12 protein-coding genes are annotated in these 13862 nt (G+C 63.5%); 10 read left to right on the forward strand and 2 right to left on the reverse strand.

Going from position 1 to position 13862, the window contains the following annotated elements; genetic code table 11:
• Positions 1–76 precede the first annotated feature (76 nt).
• The 9 genes from EA798_RS02125 to EA798_RS02165 all read left to right on the forward strand — a co-directional run bounded on the left by EA798_RS02125 (position 77) and on the right by EA798_RS02165 (position 9571).
• On the forward strand, positions 77–694 hold the full coding sequence (locus tag EA798_RS02125) for an NUDIX domain-containing protein (protein WP_122097896.1): 618 nt from the start codon (positions 77–79) through the stop codon (positions 692–694).
• Entirely contained in the window at positions 691–1137 is a 447-nt protein-coding gene (locus EA798_RS02130) for a DUF1249 domain-containing protein (protein WP_122097897.1), read from the forward strand. Before EA798_RS02125 ends, EA798_RS02130 begins: the two co-directional genes overlap by 4 nt.
• 153 nt (positions 1138–1290) lie before the next feature.
• On the forward strand, positions 1291–2106 hold the full coding sequence (gene cpdA / locus EA798_RS02135) for a 3',5'-cyclic-AMP phosphodiesterase (protein WP_106157435.1): 816 nt from the start codon (positions 1291–1293) through the stop codon (positions 2104–2106).
• A 167-nt stretch (positions 2107–2273) separates the two neighbouring features.
• Positions 2274–2879, forward strand: a complete 606-nt coding sequence (locus EA798_RS02140) for a YqiA/YcfP family alpha/beta fold hydrolase (RefSeq protein WP_122097898.1) — start codon at positions 2274–2276, stop codon at positions 2877–2879.
• A 161-nt stretch (positions 2880–3040) separates the two neighbouring features.
• A complete protein-coding gene (parE, locus tag EA798_RS02145) occupies positions 3041–4927 on the forward strand; it encodes a DNA topoisomerase IV subunit B (RefSeq protein ID WP_106157437.1) in 1887 nt (628 codons plus the stop codon).
• The gene (locus tag EA798_RS02150; RefSeq protein WP_106157438.1) at positions 4924–5907 is read left to right on the forward strand and encodes an esterase-like activity of phytase family protein; all 984 of its coding nucleotides are present in this window, start codon (positions 4924–4926) and stop codon (positions 5905–5907) included. The genes parE and EA798_RS02150 overlap by 4 nt, the downstream gene beginning before the upstream one ends.
• Positions 5904–6431 carry a retropepsin-like aspartic protease family protein gene (locus tag EA798_RS02155; protein ID WP_106157439.1) on the forward strand — a complete coding sequence of 176 codons (528 nt, stop codon included), beginning with the start codon at positions 5904–5906 and terminating at the stop codon, positions 6429–6431. Before EA798_RS02150 ends, EA798_RS02155 begins: the two co-directional genes overlap by 4 nt.
• The gene (parC, locus tag EA798_RS02160) at positions 6428–8680 is read left to right on the forward strand and encodes a DNA topoisomerase IV subunit A (RefSeq protein ID WP_106157440.1); all 2253 of its coding nucleotides are present in this window, start codon (positions 6428–6430) and stop codon (positions 8678–8680) included. The genes EA798_RS02155 and parC overlap by 4 nt, the downstream gene beginning before the upstream one ends.
• A 183-nt stretch (positions 8681–8863) precedes the next feature.
• A complete protein-coding gene (locus EA798_RS02165) occupies positions 8864–9571 on the forward strand; it encodes a PqiC family protein (RefSeq protein ID WP_106157441.1) in 708 nt (235 codons plus the stop codon).
• Positions 9572–9680: 109 nt separating this feature from the next.
• On the opposite strand, the gene EA798_RS02170 is transcribed toward EA798_RS02165, so the two are convergent.
• Positions 9681–11213, reverse strand: a complete 1533-nt coding sequence (locus EA798_RS02170; protein ID WP_122097899.1) for an AhpA/YtjB family protein — start codon at positions 11211–11213, stop codon at positions 9681–9683.
• 201 nt (positions 11214–11414) lie between these two features.
• On the opposite strand from EA798_RS02170, the gene serB reads away from it, so the two are divergent.
• Positions 11415–12629 carry a phosphoserine phosphatase SerB gene (serB, locus tag EA798_RS02180; RefSeq protein ID WP_015275480.1) on the forward strand — a complete coding sequence of 405 codons (1215 nt, stop codon included), beginning with the start codon at positions 11415–11417 and terminating at the stop codon, positions 12627–12629.
• A 97-nt stretch (positions 12630–12726) separates the two neighbouring features.
• Here the strand turns inward: serB and EA798_RS02185 are convergent, their stop codons facing one another.
• Positions 12727–13800, reverse strand: coding sequence for an NAD(P)-dependent alcohol dehydrogenase (locus EA798_RS02185; RefSeq protein ID WP_122097900.1), 1074 nt, complete (start codon positions 13798–13800; stop codon positions 12727–12729).
• Between the last annotated feature and the right edge of the window lie 62 nt (positions 13801–13862).

Below are 13862 nucleotides of genomic sequence, written 5' to 3' on the forward strand. Positions count from 1 at the left end.
AAGCCGCTCACGATGTGACGGTTGCAGTCGTTCGCTGCCGTGTCCGGCGCGGATCAAACCGATATGAGTGGTGCCCATGAGCGAGACCTTCAAACCCGGCCCGGATGATGTCCAGATCCTCCGACGAGAGCAATGCTTCAGCGGTTTCTACCGACTGGATCGTCTGCACCTGCGCCATCGCCAGTTCAACGGTGACATGGGCGCGGAGTTGAGTAGGGAGCTGTTCGTCCGCCACGATGCGGTGTGCGTGCTGCCCTACGATCCGCTACTCGATCGCGTGGTGCTGATCGAACAGTTCCGCGTCGGTGCGCTGGGCAAGGTCGACAACCCCTGGCTGATCGAATTGGTGGCAGGTCTGATCGACAAGGATGAAGCACCCGAAGAGGTTGCACGGCGCGAAGCGATCGAAGAGGCAGGGTTGGAACTGGGCGAACTGTGGCCCGTCAGCCAGTACTTTCCATCCCCTGGTGGCAGCGATGAGCGGGTGTACCTGTATGTCGGTCGCTGCGACAGCGAGGGTGCCGATGGGGTGTTCGGACTGGCCGAAGAGGGCGAAGACATCCGTGTGCACGTCTGGTCGCTACCGGAGGCACTCCGCGCCGTGAATGATGGTCGTATCGACAATGCTGCCAGCATCATTGCGCTGCAGTGGCTGGCCTTGAATCGCGAGCAGGTGCGGGGGGCGTGGACATGAGAAAGACGCGCGAGCGTTACCGAGTCGACCTGCTCGAATTGCAGTCGGCCTGCGAGGCCAATTACCTACGATTGATGCGGCTGCTGCCAGGCATGCGCGGTGCTTGCGACGCACGTCGTATCGCGATCAGCCAGGGCAACATGTTGCTCGGTGTGCTGGTGCTCGAGGTGCTGGAGAGTTGTCCCTACACCACGACGCTGCAAGTCAGTCAGGAGCATTGCCTGACCTGGTTGCCCGTGCCGAAAATGGAAGTGCGCGTCTATCACGATGCACGCATGGCCGAGGTCATTCGCGCCGAGAATGCCCGGCGTTTTCGCGGGATCTACCATTATCCCAATGCACAGATGCACCAGCCGGACGAGAAGAACCAGCTCAACCTCTTCCTCGGCGAGTGGTTGGGTCACTGCCTGGCCTGCGGTCACGAACTCGAACCGGTACTCTGATTTTCCGTCGCCATCGACAGTGGACGGCGATCCGCATCCGATCTCCTGGTAGGTATGCCGCACGGTTATGTGACCTAGGCCCACTTCCGAGGTTTACCCTCCTAGCGGGCTCCTACCATAATTCCGTTGCGATTTAGCTCAAGGAGAAGGGCCTTGCCTGGTGCGACCCTGACTGCTGTTGAAGATTCGGTTCTGCTGGTGCAGCTGACCGATAGCCATCTGTTTGCCGAAGCGGACGGCAAGTTGCTGGGCATGAATACCTGCGACAGCCTGGAGCGTGTAATCGAGCTTGCCATCGACGAGCAGCCGCGCATCGATCTGGTCCTGGCTACCGGCGATCTGTCGCAGGATGGCTCGGTGGCGTCATACCAGCGGTTTCGTCGGCTTGCCGAGCGCATCGAAGCGCCGGCGCGCTGGTGCCCGGGCAATCACGACGAGCTGGCGTCGATGCGCGAAGCCAGTCGCGGCAGCGCGTTGCTGGAGCCTGTGCTGGAGATTGGCGGCTGGCGCGTGGTGATGCTCGACACGCTGGTGGCGGGCTCGGTGTACGGCATGCTGCGCAGCGACCAACTGGATCTGCTCGATCAGGCGCTGACCGAGGCCCCGGCCCACCATCACCTGATCTGTCTGCATCATCATCCAGTGTCCATCGGCAGTCGCTGGATGGATAGCATCGGGCTGCGCAACCCGGATGCGCTGTTCGAGGTGCTGGACCGTCATAGCAACGTGCGGGCATTGCTCTGGGGGCACATCCATCAGGAGTTCGATCACTGGCGCAACGACTTGCGTTTGCTGGCGTCGCCTTCCACCGGCGTGCAGTTCACACCCCGGAGCGAGGATTTCCAGGTCGACAGCGTAGCGCCAGGCTATCGTTGGCTGCGGCTGTACGCTGACGGGCGATTGAACACCGGCGTTTCCCGCGTCAGTGGTATCGAGTTCGAAATCGATTACAGCGTGAAGGGCTATTGAAGACCTGCAGCCCGTGAGCCCGCGTGGCGGGGCATGGCGTCGGGACGCAGTGAACCGTTTCTGCTTGTTTCCCATCAATCGACTGCCTGGCGCGCGCTCGTCGCCGGTCTGCTTGCAGATGGCTGCGTGTGCCTTGTAGGCTTGCGGTTTTTCCATGGGCTGTATCGATGTCCAGTGATTCGCCTTCGATCCTTTATATACACGGCCTCAACAGCTCACCGCTTTCACAGAAGGCCAGTCAACTGTCCGCTGCGTTGGAAAAACTGGGTTTGGCCGAGCGGCTGCGGGTTCCTGCGCTGCACCATCACCCTCGACAGGCCATCGCCCAGCTTGAGGCATGCATCATCGAGCTCGGGCGGCCGCTGCTGGTCGGCAGCTCGCTTGGCGGCTACTATGCGACGCACCTCGCCGAGCGGCATGGCCTGAGGGCCTTGTTGATCAACCCGGCGGTAACCCCGCATCGCCGCTTCGACGGTTACCTCGGACCGCAGACGAATCTGTACAGCGGGGAAGTCTGGGAGCTGACCGAGGATCACGTCGCCGCGTTGGCTGAACTGGAGACCGCACCACCACAGGATGCCGAGCGTTATCAGGTCTGGTTGCAGACCGGCGACGAAACGCTGGATTACCGTGACGCTGCGCAGTTCTATCGTGGCTGTGCGCTGCGTATTCAGGCCGGTGGAGATCATGGTTTTCAAGGCTTCGGCGAGCGCTTGCCGGCGCTGCTGGCCTTTGCTGGCGTCGCCCCGCAAATATGGTTGGAACGGCTCTGACAGGCGGATGTGGTTCGGAGCAACGGATGCCCAGATCACGCGGTTGGCCGCCCTGTTCGGCTTCACCCATGCGGCCCCGTCGTTTCATGCCGGCCGGTGCGCTGATTTTTTAACAGTCCGTGAGGGCTGATTGTTCAGAATATAAGGACAGTGCCAGACAGATGTCTTATACCGCAGAAGCCATCGAGGTTCTTTCCGGCCTCGATCCGGTGCGCAAGCGCCCGGGCATGTACACCGACACCTCGCGGCCCAATCACCTGGCCCAGGAAGTCATCGACAACAGCGTCGACGAGGCCCTCGCCGGGCATGCCCGCTCCGTCCAGGTGATCCTGCATCAAGACAACTCGCTGGAAGTGATCGACGATGGCCGCGGCATGCCGGTGGACATCCATCCGGAAGAGGGCGTGCCGGGGGTCGAACTGATCCTCACCAAGCTTCACGCGGGTGGCAAGTTCTCCAACAAGAACTACCAGTTCTCCGGCGGCCTGCATGGCGTCGGTATTTCGGTGGTCAATGCCTTGTCCACGCGGGTCGAAGTGACCGTCAAGCGTGATGGCAGCGAGTACCGCATGAGCTTCGCTGACGGTTTCAAAGCAACCGATCTGGAAGTCATCGGCAGCGTCGGCAAACGCAATACGGGCACCAGCGTGCGTTTCTGGGCAGACCCGAAATACTTCGACTCCCCCAAGTTTTCCATCAGCCGGCTCAAGCATGTGCTCAAGGCCAAGGCCGTGCTCTGTCCGGGGCTGAGTGTCAGCTTCGAAGACAAGGGCAGCGGTGAGAAGGTCGAATGGCACTACGAGGATGGCTTGCGCTCGTACCTGGTCGATTCGGTCAGCGATTACCTGCGCCTGCCCGATGAACCCTTCGTCGGTACACTCGCCGGCAACACTGAAGCAGTGGACTGGGCGCTGCTGTGGCTGCCAGAGGGCGGCGAAAGCGTTCAGGAAAGCTACGTCAACCTGATCCCGACGGCCCAGGGCGGCACCCACGTCAACGGCTTGCGCCAGGGGCTGCTGGACGCCATGCGCGAGTTCTGCGAGTTCCGCAACCTGCTGCCGCGTGGGCTGAAGCTGGCACCGGAAGACATCTGGGAGCGCATCGCCTTCGTCCTCTCGATGAAAATGCAGGAGCCGCAGTTCTCCGGGCAGACCAAGGAGCGCCTGTCGTCGCGCGAAGCCGCCGCGTTTGTCTCCGGTGTGGTCAAGGATGCCTTCAGCCTGTGGCTGAATGCGCATCCGGACCTCGGCATGCAGCTGGCCGAGCTGGCGATCAGCAATGCCGGACGCCGGCTCAAGGCGGGCAAGAAGGTCGAGCGCAAGAAGATCACCCAAGGTCCGGCGCTGCCGGGCAAGCTGGCCGACTGCGCCGGACAGGACCCGATGCGTGCCGAGCTGTTCCTGGTCGAAGGTGACTCGGCCGGTGGTTCCGCCAAGCAGGCGCGCGACAAGGAATTCCAGGCGATCATGCCGTTGCGCGGCAAGATCCTGAATACCTGGGAGGTCGACGGCGGTGAAGTGCTTGCCAGTCAGGAGGTCCACGACATCGCCGTGGCGATTGGCGTCGACCCCGGCGCTGCCGACTTGGGCCAGCTGCGTTACGGCAAGATCTGCATCCTCGCGGACGCCGACTCCGATGGCCTGCATATCGCGACGCTGCTGTGCGCCCTGTTCGTTCAGCATTTTCGCCCGCTGGTGGAAGCCGGGCACGTCTATGTCGCCATGCCACCGCTGTATCGAATCGACCTGGGCAAGGACATCTTCTATGCCCTGGATGAAGCCGAGCGCGACGGCATCCTCGAACGTCTGGTCGCCGAGAAGCGCCGCGGCAAACCCCAGGTCACGCGATTCAAGGGCCTCGGTGAGATGAACCCGCCGCAATTGCGCGAGACCACCATGGACCCCAATACCCGCCGTCTGGTGCAGTTGACCCTGGACGACTTCGAAGGAACGCGCGAGATCATGGATATGTTGCTGGCCAAGAAGCGGGCCGGCGATCGCAAGAACTGGCTCGAGTCCAAGGGTAACCTCGCGGAGGTGCTGGTTTGATCCGCCGCTGGCTGACATTGCTGAGTCTGGTTTCGGCTCCGCTCTGGGCCAATGAGCCGGCAGCAGAACTGAAGTTGCTCAGCGAGCACCCGGTAGAGGGAATGGCTGGCGGCAACCTTTCCGGGATGGCCTGGTGCGGCGACGCCCTGTGGGCCGTTTCCGATCGCGTGGACGACGCCTTGTTTCGCCTGGATACCAGTGCTTCGCCCTGGCAGGCAGAGCCCGAGCGCTTCGAGGTTGGCCCGCCACCGGACAGTGGCTTGCCGTGGGGCATGCGCATGCGCGCCTGGGTCAGTGGTCATGTGCGTGGCGGTCATCTGGACTTCGAGGGTTTGAGCTGTGACAGCTCGGGCAATCGTTACGTGGTCAGCGAGGCTCATGCCGCGGTGCTGCGGGTTAGCCCGGCAGGCACGGCGGAATGGTTGCGGTTGCCCGATTCGCTGGTCCGTCAGGCGCGGGCCAGTGGCATGCTCTGGCATTTCAATGCGCTGTTCGAAGGCATCGCCGTCGACCCAAAGGCCGAACGCCTGTGGCTGGCGGCCGAACGTGAGCGCCGCGGCCTGCTGGTGCTGCATCGCAAGCAGAGCAGCTGGCAATGCACCGGTGGCTGTGTGCTCATGGCCCAGGGCGGCAATCAGCAGCCGCCCGCCGCGCTGGGCGATACGCCGTTGCCGCGCAGTTTCTCGGCACTGGCGTTCTTCGGCGACAAGCTGTTCGTGCTGGAGCCTTCGGCCTATCGCGTGTGTCGCCGCAGTCCGGCGAACGGGGCGGTCGAGCGCTGCTGGTCGTTCGCTGGCGAAGCCTTGACCGACGAGCGCCGCTACGGTGAACCCTATGGTAACGCTGAGGCTCTGTGGGTCGATGCCGAAGGGGCATGGATCGGCGTCGACAACAACGGCAAGGCACGTGGCGACGGCGAGAAGCGTCCGATCGTCTGGCGCTTCGCTGCGCCGGAGGGCGGCTGGATGGCCCGGCCGTGAGCCAGACAGCCGGGCGTCGTGCCGGGCGCGTGATGCTGGTGCTGGCCTGGGGTGCCGGGCTGTTCCTGGCCATTCGCTTCTTCGCGGCTTGGGAAGAAGGCCGAATCAACCCCAACCGCGAACCAGTCTCGCTGGTGCAGGGCGAGCAGGTAGAAGTACAGCTGGCCGGCAATGCCCAAGGGCATTTCGTCGCCAGCGGACGTATCAATGGTGAGTCGGTGACCTTTCTGCTAGACACCGGCGCCACCGATGTCGCCATCCCCGCGGAGCTGGCTGAGCGTCTGGGCTTGCAGCGTGGCGCACCGGTAATGCTGCACACCGCCAATGGCCAGACCACGGGCTATCGAACCGTGCTGTCGAGCCTTGATCTGGGTGACATCCGCCTGCACGACGTGCGCGCCCTCGTCGCCCCCGGCTTTCGCAGCGAACAGGTGCTGCTCGGCATGAGTGCCCTGAAACAACTTGAATTCACCCAGCGCGCCGGCACCCTGGTGCTGCGCCAGCATGTAACGGATCGACCATGAGCGAATCCCTCGACCTGAGCCTGGACGGCGTGGAGCGTCGCTCCCTCGCCGATTTCACCGAGCAGGCGTACCTCAACTACTCCATGTACGTGATCATGGATCGCGCATTGCCGCATATCGGCGACGGCCTGAAGCCCGTGCAGCGACGGATCATCTACGCCATGAGCGAGCTCGGCCTGAACGCCGACGCCAAGCACAAGAAGTCCGCGCGTACCGTGGGTGACGTGCTCGGCAAGTTTCACCCCCATGGCGACAGTGCCTGCTACGAAGCCATGGTGCTGATGGCGCAGCCGTTCAGCTATCGCTACACGCTGGTCGATGGTCAGGGCAACTGGGGTGCACCGGACGATCCCAAGTCCTTCGCCGCGATGCGCTACACCGAGGCGCGGCTGTCGCGCTATTCCGAGGTGCTGTTGTCCGAGCTGGGGCAGGGTACGGTGGAGTGGGTGCCGAACTTCGACGGCACCCTCGACGAGCCGGCGACGCTGCCGGCGCGGCTGCCCAATCTGTTGCTCAATGGCACCACCGGTATCGCCGTGGGCATGGCCACCGACGTACCGCCGCACAACCTGCGCGAAGTAGCGGCAGCCTGCGTGCGCCTGCTCGACGAGCCAGGTGCGAGCGTGGAGCAGCTTTGCGAGCATGTGCAGGGGCCGGACTTCCCCACCGAGGCGGAGATCATCACTCCGCGCGCCGACCTGCTGAAGATCTACGAAACCGGCCGAGGCTCGGTGCGCATGCGAGCGGTCTACCGGGTCGAGGACGGCGACATCGTCGTCACCGCGCTGCCGCATCAGGTGTCCGGTTCGAAGGTGCTCGAGCAGATCGCCGGGCAGATGCAGGCCAAGAAGCTGCCGATGGTGGCCGATCTGCGGGATGAATCGGATCACGAGAACCCGTGCCGCATCGTCATCATCCCGCGCTCCAACCGGGTCGATGTGGAAGGGCTGATGCAGCACCTGTTTGCCACCACCGATCTGGAGTCCAGCTACCGGGTCAACGCCAACGTCATCGGTCTCGACGGACGTCCGCAGGTGAAGAACCTGCGTACCCTGCTCAGCGAGTGGCTGACCTACCGCATCGGCACCGTGCGCCGTCGTTTGCAGTTCCGCCTGGACAAGGTCGAGAAGCGCCTGCACCTGTTGGAAGGTCTCCTGGTGGCCTTCCTCAATCTCGACGAGGTGATCCACATCATCCGTACCGAGGATCAGCCCAAGCCAGTGCTGATGGCGCGCTTCGAATTGTCCGAGTTGCAGGCCGACTACATCCTCGACACCCGCCTGCGTCAGCTGGCGCGCCTGGAAGAGATGAAGATCCGCGGCGAGCAGGACGAACTGGCCAAGGAGCGCGAGAAGCTGCTGGCGTTGCTGGGCAGCGAAGCCAAGCTGAAAAAGCTGGTGCGCAAGGAGCTGCTGGAGGATGCGGAAACCTATGGCGACGCGCGTCGCTCGCCGATTGTCGAGCGGGCCGAGGCGCGGGCGCTGTCGGAGAACGAGCTGCTGCCGTCCGAGCCGGTGACCGTGGTGATTTCCGAGAAGGGCTGGGCGCGTTGTGCCAAGGGCCACGACATCGACGCCACAGGGCTATCCTACAAGGCCGGCGACGGTTTCAAGGCCGCAGCGGCGGGGCGCTCGAATCAGTACGCGGTGTTCATCGACTCCACCGGGCGCAGTTACTCGCTGGCGGCGCACTCGCTGCCGTCTGCGCGCGGCCAGGGCGAGCCGCTCACCGGTCGATTGGCTCCGCCGCCGGGGGCAAGCTTCGAATGCGTGTTGCTGCCCGAAGATGATGCGCTCTACGTCATCGCTTCGGATGCCGGCTACGGGTTCGTGGTCAAGGGCGAGGATCTGCAGGCCAAGAACAAGGCCGGCAAGGCGCTGCTCTCGCTGCCTGCCGGCGCCAAAGTGGTCGAGCCGCGGCCGCTGGCCAGTCGTGAGGATGATTGGTTGGCAGCGGTGACGACCGAGGGTCGCCTGTTGGTGTTCCCGATTCGTGACCTGCCGCAGCTGGGCAAGGGCAAGGGCAACAAGATCATCGGCATCCCCGGCGAGCGCGTGGCCAGCCGTGAGGAATACCTGATCGATCTCGCTGTGCTGCCGGCCGGTGCGACGCTGGTGCTGCAGGCGGGCAAGCGCACGCTGTCGCTCAAGGCCGAGGACCTGGAGCATTACAAAGGCGAGCGTGGCAGGCGCGGTAACAAGTTGCCGCGGGGCTTCCAGCGCGTCGAGGGCCTGCTGGTCGAAGTGTGACAATGTGCATTGGCGCTGGAATCGAAGGCCGCTTTCACGGAAGATAGCGGCCTTTCCAGCCTGTGGCATATGGCCCGGTGCTTTCTTTCGCGTCGGCGGAGTCGATTGTTTGGCGCGCTTCGAGCGCAAGGCTTCGTTGGCTTACGAGTCAAGAGCGGCCTGAACTTTGGTGTTATGACGGTAATGAAGAACTTGCTGCGTGTTCCGACTGTTTTGTTGCTCGCCAGCATCGGCCTGACCGGCTGTGTTGGCCTGCAGCCGGCTCCGATGTATCGGCTGGACAGTGGTACGACCGAGATGCCGGAGCGCACCGACGGTGCCGCCGTATTGCTGGCGCCGGTTACGCTTGCCGACTATCTGCAGCGCGACGCGCTGCTCCAGCGGCTGGCCGATGGCAGCTTGGCTGGCAACGATCAGCAGGCGCGCTGGGCGGGCAGCCTGAAGGCCGATATCGAGCAGCTGCTGCTACGCCAACTGGCCTGGCGCCTGGATACGCAAAGCCTGGTGCTAGGACCGGTGGATGATGGATTTGCACCGGACGTGCAGATCGAACTGTCGATTACGCGGCTCGATTCGGGTCCCGAATACCCGGCGGTGCTCGAGGCGCAGTGGCGTCTGCGAGACAAGGCGGGCAAGCATCTGGGCAGCCGTCTGGTGCGTCTGCAGGAAGAGCACCAGGGTAGTGTGTCCGATCAGGTGCGGGCGCAGAGCTTACTGCTGCAGCGCTTGAGCGAAATGGTCGCTGGTGCCGTCGAACCTGCGTTGGTCGCCAAGAACCCACCCAAGCCGGCGCCGGTCAAGCCACAGGTAAACCGATCGGCCGAGGCTCCTGCGCCACGCATTCCCGCTGCCGAGCCAATCCGGACCGATATGGAAGTGTTCCGCTTCTAAGCTGGACAGCGACGCGCCTTCAACGAAAAGCCCGATCAGTCAGTCTGATCGGGCTTTTCGCTTTCTGCTGACCCCCTGCGGGTCGTGCTCTCCAGCCGCGTGGCGCCTGTCAGAGCGCGCGACTGCGTAGCTCGTGCATGCGTGCGAGCTGGCGCTCGAGCAGGGAGGGATAGGGATCGAGCAGGCGCTCGACGCAGCAGGCACCTTCGGGGCTGGCAATCGGGCGAATGCGAGCGCGCTGTTGGATCAGCCGGTCGTCGCTGATGCTGCGCTCGACCAGCAGCAGGTTGCGGCTGTGCATCGACATTTCCAGGGCAGCCTGTGCTGGCTCGCTGAGCAGCAGATCACCCTGGCTCAGGTCGAACAGGTTGTCGCCTTGGGTCAGGCCAAGTTGCAGTTGCAAGGCAATGCCTATGTCGGCGACGTCAATTTGCAGAGCATGGCCGAGGGCGCGCATCAACTCGCCGCAGCAGATCGCGTGGGTCAGGTAGTTCTGCTCGTCATCCTGGCTGTGGAACAGCATCAGGCTGCTGCCGTCATTGAGGGTGTGCAGTTCGGCCTGGTAAAGCGTGGCGGCCTGCTGCAGGCAGTCGCGATAGCGCTGCAGCAGTTCGGTCAGGCGCGGCCGCGGCAGGCGACGCAGTTGCTCCTGACCGCCGAGCTGGATGGCCAGCACCGCGCTGCGAGTCGGTTGCGGTTTTGGTGCGGGCGGTGCAGCACTGGCCGATAGTGGCGAGGCGTCGAATGGAGTCTCGTCGTCGAGCATCTCCAGATCGTCATCATCCAGATTCGCCGAAAAGCGGGGCGGGCGCTGCGGCTGCTCGTCCAGTTCGATAGCGAAGCGATCCGGCTGTTTCGCGAAGGACGGCTCGCTGCTGCCGCGATCGTCATCCTGCTCGAAATAGTCGTCTTCGAGTGCGTCACTCATATCCAGCTCTGGTTCAGGCTTCTCCGGCACCAGGCGAGCCTGCAGTTGACGCGCAAGATCACCAATCTCGTCCTGGCGACCGGCACCCGGGGCAGGGTCGTCCGGGTCGCGGAGCCACAGCCGCAACTGCATCAGCGGCGTCGCCAGTTGCCGGCCCAGTCGCAGGCTGAGGATCAGCGTCAGGGCCAGCAGAATCAGGCTGAGCAGCCCCATGCTTTGCAGGCTGATGGTCATCGGTTGCTGGAACTGCTGCATGTCGAGGCTGACGCGCAGGTGTCCGGCGATCACCTCCTGGAAGCTGATCGGAGTCGAATACAGGCCGTTGTCGTCGCCGAGCAGGCCCTGTTGAGGACGCGTGCCGGATTCGGCAAGCACACGGTTATCGACGCTGTAGATCGCCGCATGGGCGACCAGCGGGTTCTTTACCAGATTACTGAGCAGTACGTTGAGGCTGAGAATGTCGTTGGCCACCAGCAGGTCGGTGGCTGAGGCGGCCGTCTGGGTGGTCAGGCTCTGGCCGAGGGCGTCGGCCTGTTGCTCCATGGCATGCTTGAACTGCATGCCGATCACCCACGCGTAGATGATCAGCGCCAGCGCCACGAGCAGCAGCGTATGGGCGGCGATGCGCAACACCAGCGGCACACGGTGCAGGCGCACGGCGCGATAGAGCATGAGAAAGAAGTTGTCTGGCTTTACGGATGCGGGCCGGTTCACAGAGCGCGGCTCTTCTCGTCGGGAAATTGCCGAGCAGTATACGTAAAGCGCAGGAGGCGCTGAAGGTCTGCGGCTGCAAGCTGACGAATTGCGTTGAAACCGGCACCAATCAGCCTGACTGCGCTGGCGCGCCGCCTGCCCAGTGTTCGGGTCAGCTGATGTAGAATGCCGGCCTTCATTGCCTGTCATGGGAGCTGCGCCTTGCGCGAAATCGTCCTGATCAATATCACCGGTGAAGACCGCCCGGGCCTGACCGCGGCCATTACCGGCGTGCTCGCCCAGGGTGGCGTGAACATCCTCGACATCGGCCAGGCAGTGATCCATGACACCCTGTCGTTCGGCATCCTCATCGAGATTCCGGATAACGAGCGCGCCTCGTCGGTGCTCAAGGACGTGCTGTTCATGGGCTACAAGCACGATCAGCAGGTGCGTTTCACCCCTGTCGCAGAGGCTGACTACCAGCACTGGGTGGCCGGGCAGGGCAAGCCTCGGCACATCGTCACGCTGCTGACGCGCAAGGTCACTGCCGAGCAGTTGCAGCGGGTCAGCTCGATCACCGCCAAGTACGGCCTCAATATCGACCATATCGATCGGCTGTCCGGGCGCATGCCACTGGACATGCCGGAAGAGCTGGGCAAGGGCTGCATCGAATTCTCGGTGCGCGGCGAGCCGGCCGATACCGCGGCGCTGCGCGCCGAGTTCCTCAGTGTGGCGCAGGAGCTCAACGTCGATATCGCCTTCCAGCGCGATTCGGTCTACCGGCGCAACCGTCGTCTGGCGGTATTCGACATGGACTCGACCCTGATCGAGGCCGAGGTCATCGACGAGCTGGCCAAGGCGGCCGGGGTTGGCGAGCAGGTTTCCGAGATCACCGAGCGTGCGATGCGCGGCGAACTGGATTTCCGTGCCAGCTTCAAGGAGCGCCTCGCGCTCTTGGAGGGCCTGTCGGAAGACGTGCTCGCCGATATCGGTGCCAGCCTGCGCCTGACCGAGGGTGCCGAAGTGCTGTTCGCCGAGCTCAAGCGCCTGGGTTACAAGACGGCGATTCTGTCCGGCGGCTTCAGCTATTTCGCCAAGCAGCTGCAGGCCAAGCTCGGCATCGACTACGTATTCGCCAACGAGCTGCAGATCGAGAACGGCAAGGTCACCGGCGTGGCGGTGGAGCCAATCGTGGATGCGCAGCGCAAGGCTGACCTGCTGCGCCAGCTGGCCGAGCAGGAAGGTCTGTGCCTGGAGCAGACCATTGCCGTAGGGGATGGTGCTAACGATCTGCCGATGCTCGGCCTGGCCGGGCTGGGCGTCGCCTTCCGCGCCAAGCCGCTGGTCAAACAGTCGGCCAAACAGGCGATTTCCACCTTGGGCCTGGATGGCATCCTCTATCTGCTGGGCTTTCGGGATCGCGAAGGCTCGGAGTAAGAACACGCAGGCAACGCGTCAAGAACAACGAAGCCCTGGGTCGATGCCGACTCAGGGCTTTTCATTGGCCGGGTGGCGTGTGTTGGATTTCCTGGTATCAGGGTTTGATCGCCACTTTCAGCACGCCATCGCGCTGATTGGCAAACAGGTCGTAGGCGTCGGTGATGTTGTCCAGCGCATATTGGTGAGTCACCAGCAGGCCGAGATCGACGCGTCCGGAAGCGACCACATTGAGCAGCCGTCGCATGCGCTCCTTGCCGCCCGGACACAGCGAGGTGACGATCTTGTTGTCACCCAGGCCTGCATGGAAGGCGCCTAGCGGAATGGTCAGGTCGCTGGAGTAGACGCCCAGGCTGGACAGGGTACCGCCTGGCTTGAGGACGCGCAGGGCGCTTTCGAAGGTGGATTGCAGGCCCAGCGCTTCGATCGAGGCGTCGGCACCACGCCCGCCGGTCAGCTTGAGCACCTCTTCCACTACATCGACGTTGCGGAAGTTGAGCGTCACATCGGCGCCCATCTTGCGCGCGATATCCAGGCGTGCATCGACACCGTCGACGGCAATGATGGTACTGGCGCCGCGCAGCTTGGCCCCGGCGGTGGCGCACAGACCGATGGGCCCTTGGGCGAAGATCACCACGATGTCGCCGATCTTGATGTTGGCAGCCTCCGCACCGGCGAAACCGGTGGACATGATGTCAGGGCACATCAGGACCTGTTCGTCGGTCAGGCCGTCCGGCACTGGCGCCAGGTTGGCCTGCGCATCGGGTACCAGCACGTACTCGGCCTGAGTACCATCGATGGTGTTGCCGAAGCGCCAGCCGCCCATGGGCTTGTAGCCGTGGCATGAGCAGCCACCATCCTGCGAGGGCAGGCCGTCCTGACAGGCGTAGGAGGTGAAGCTCGGACAGATGGCGCCGGCGATCACCCGCTGGCCTTCCTGGTAGCCCTTGACGTTGCTGCCCAGTTTTTCGATGACACCCACCGGTTCATGGCCGATGGTCAGCCCGGCGGCGACTGGATATTCCCCTTTGAGGATATGCACATCGGTGCCACAGATGGTGGTCGTGGTGATGCGCAGCAGGGCGTCGTTGGGGCCGATTTCGGGGATGGGCTTGTCCTGCAACTCGATACGGCCCGGTTCTACGAACACGGCGGCTTTCATCATGGCCATGGTGGGACTCCTTTTGGATTCAAGGCGTCCAACCACTCTAGCCCAGCGGCACGACCGGCGGA

The organism is Pseudomonas songnenensis, assembly GCF_003696315.1.
GTDB lineage: Bacteria > Pseudomonadota > Gammaproteobacteria > Pseudomonadales > Pseudomonadaceae > Stutzerimonas > Stutzerimonas songnenensis.

Coding starts and splice junctions, on each gene's coding strand:
- parC (WP_106157440.1), top strand. CDS start 6,428: ATGAGCGAATCCCTCGACCTGAGCCTGGACGGCGTGGAGCGTCGCTCC.
- EA798_RS02140 (WP_122097898.1), top strand. CDS start 2,274: ATGTCCAGTGATTCGCCTTCGATCCTTTATATACACGGCCTCAACAGC.
- EA798_RS02165 (WP_106157441.1), top strand. CDS start 8,864: ATGAAGAACTTGCTGCGTGTTCCGACTGTTTTGTTGCTCGCCAGCATC.
- EA798_RS02185 (WP_122097900.1), bottom strand. CDS start 13,800: ATGGCCATGATGAAAGCCGCCGTGTTCGTAGAACCGGGCCGTATCGAG.
- EA798_RS02125 (WP_122097896.1), top strand. CDS start 77: ATGAGCGAGACCTTCAAACCCGGCCCGGATGATGTCCAGATCCTCCGA.
- EA798_RS02130 (WP_122097897.1), top strand. CDS start 691: ATGAGAAAGACGCGCGAGCGTTACCGAGTCGACCTGCTCGAATTGCAG.
- parE (WP_106157437.1), top strand. CDS start 3,041: ATGTCTTATACCGCAGAAGCCATCGAGGTTCTTTCCGGCCTCGATCCG.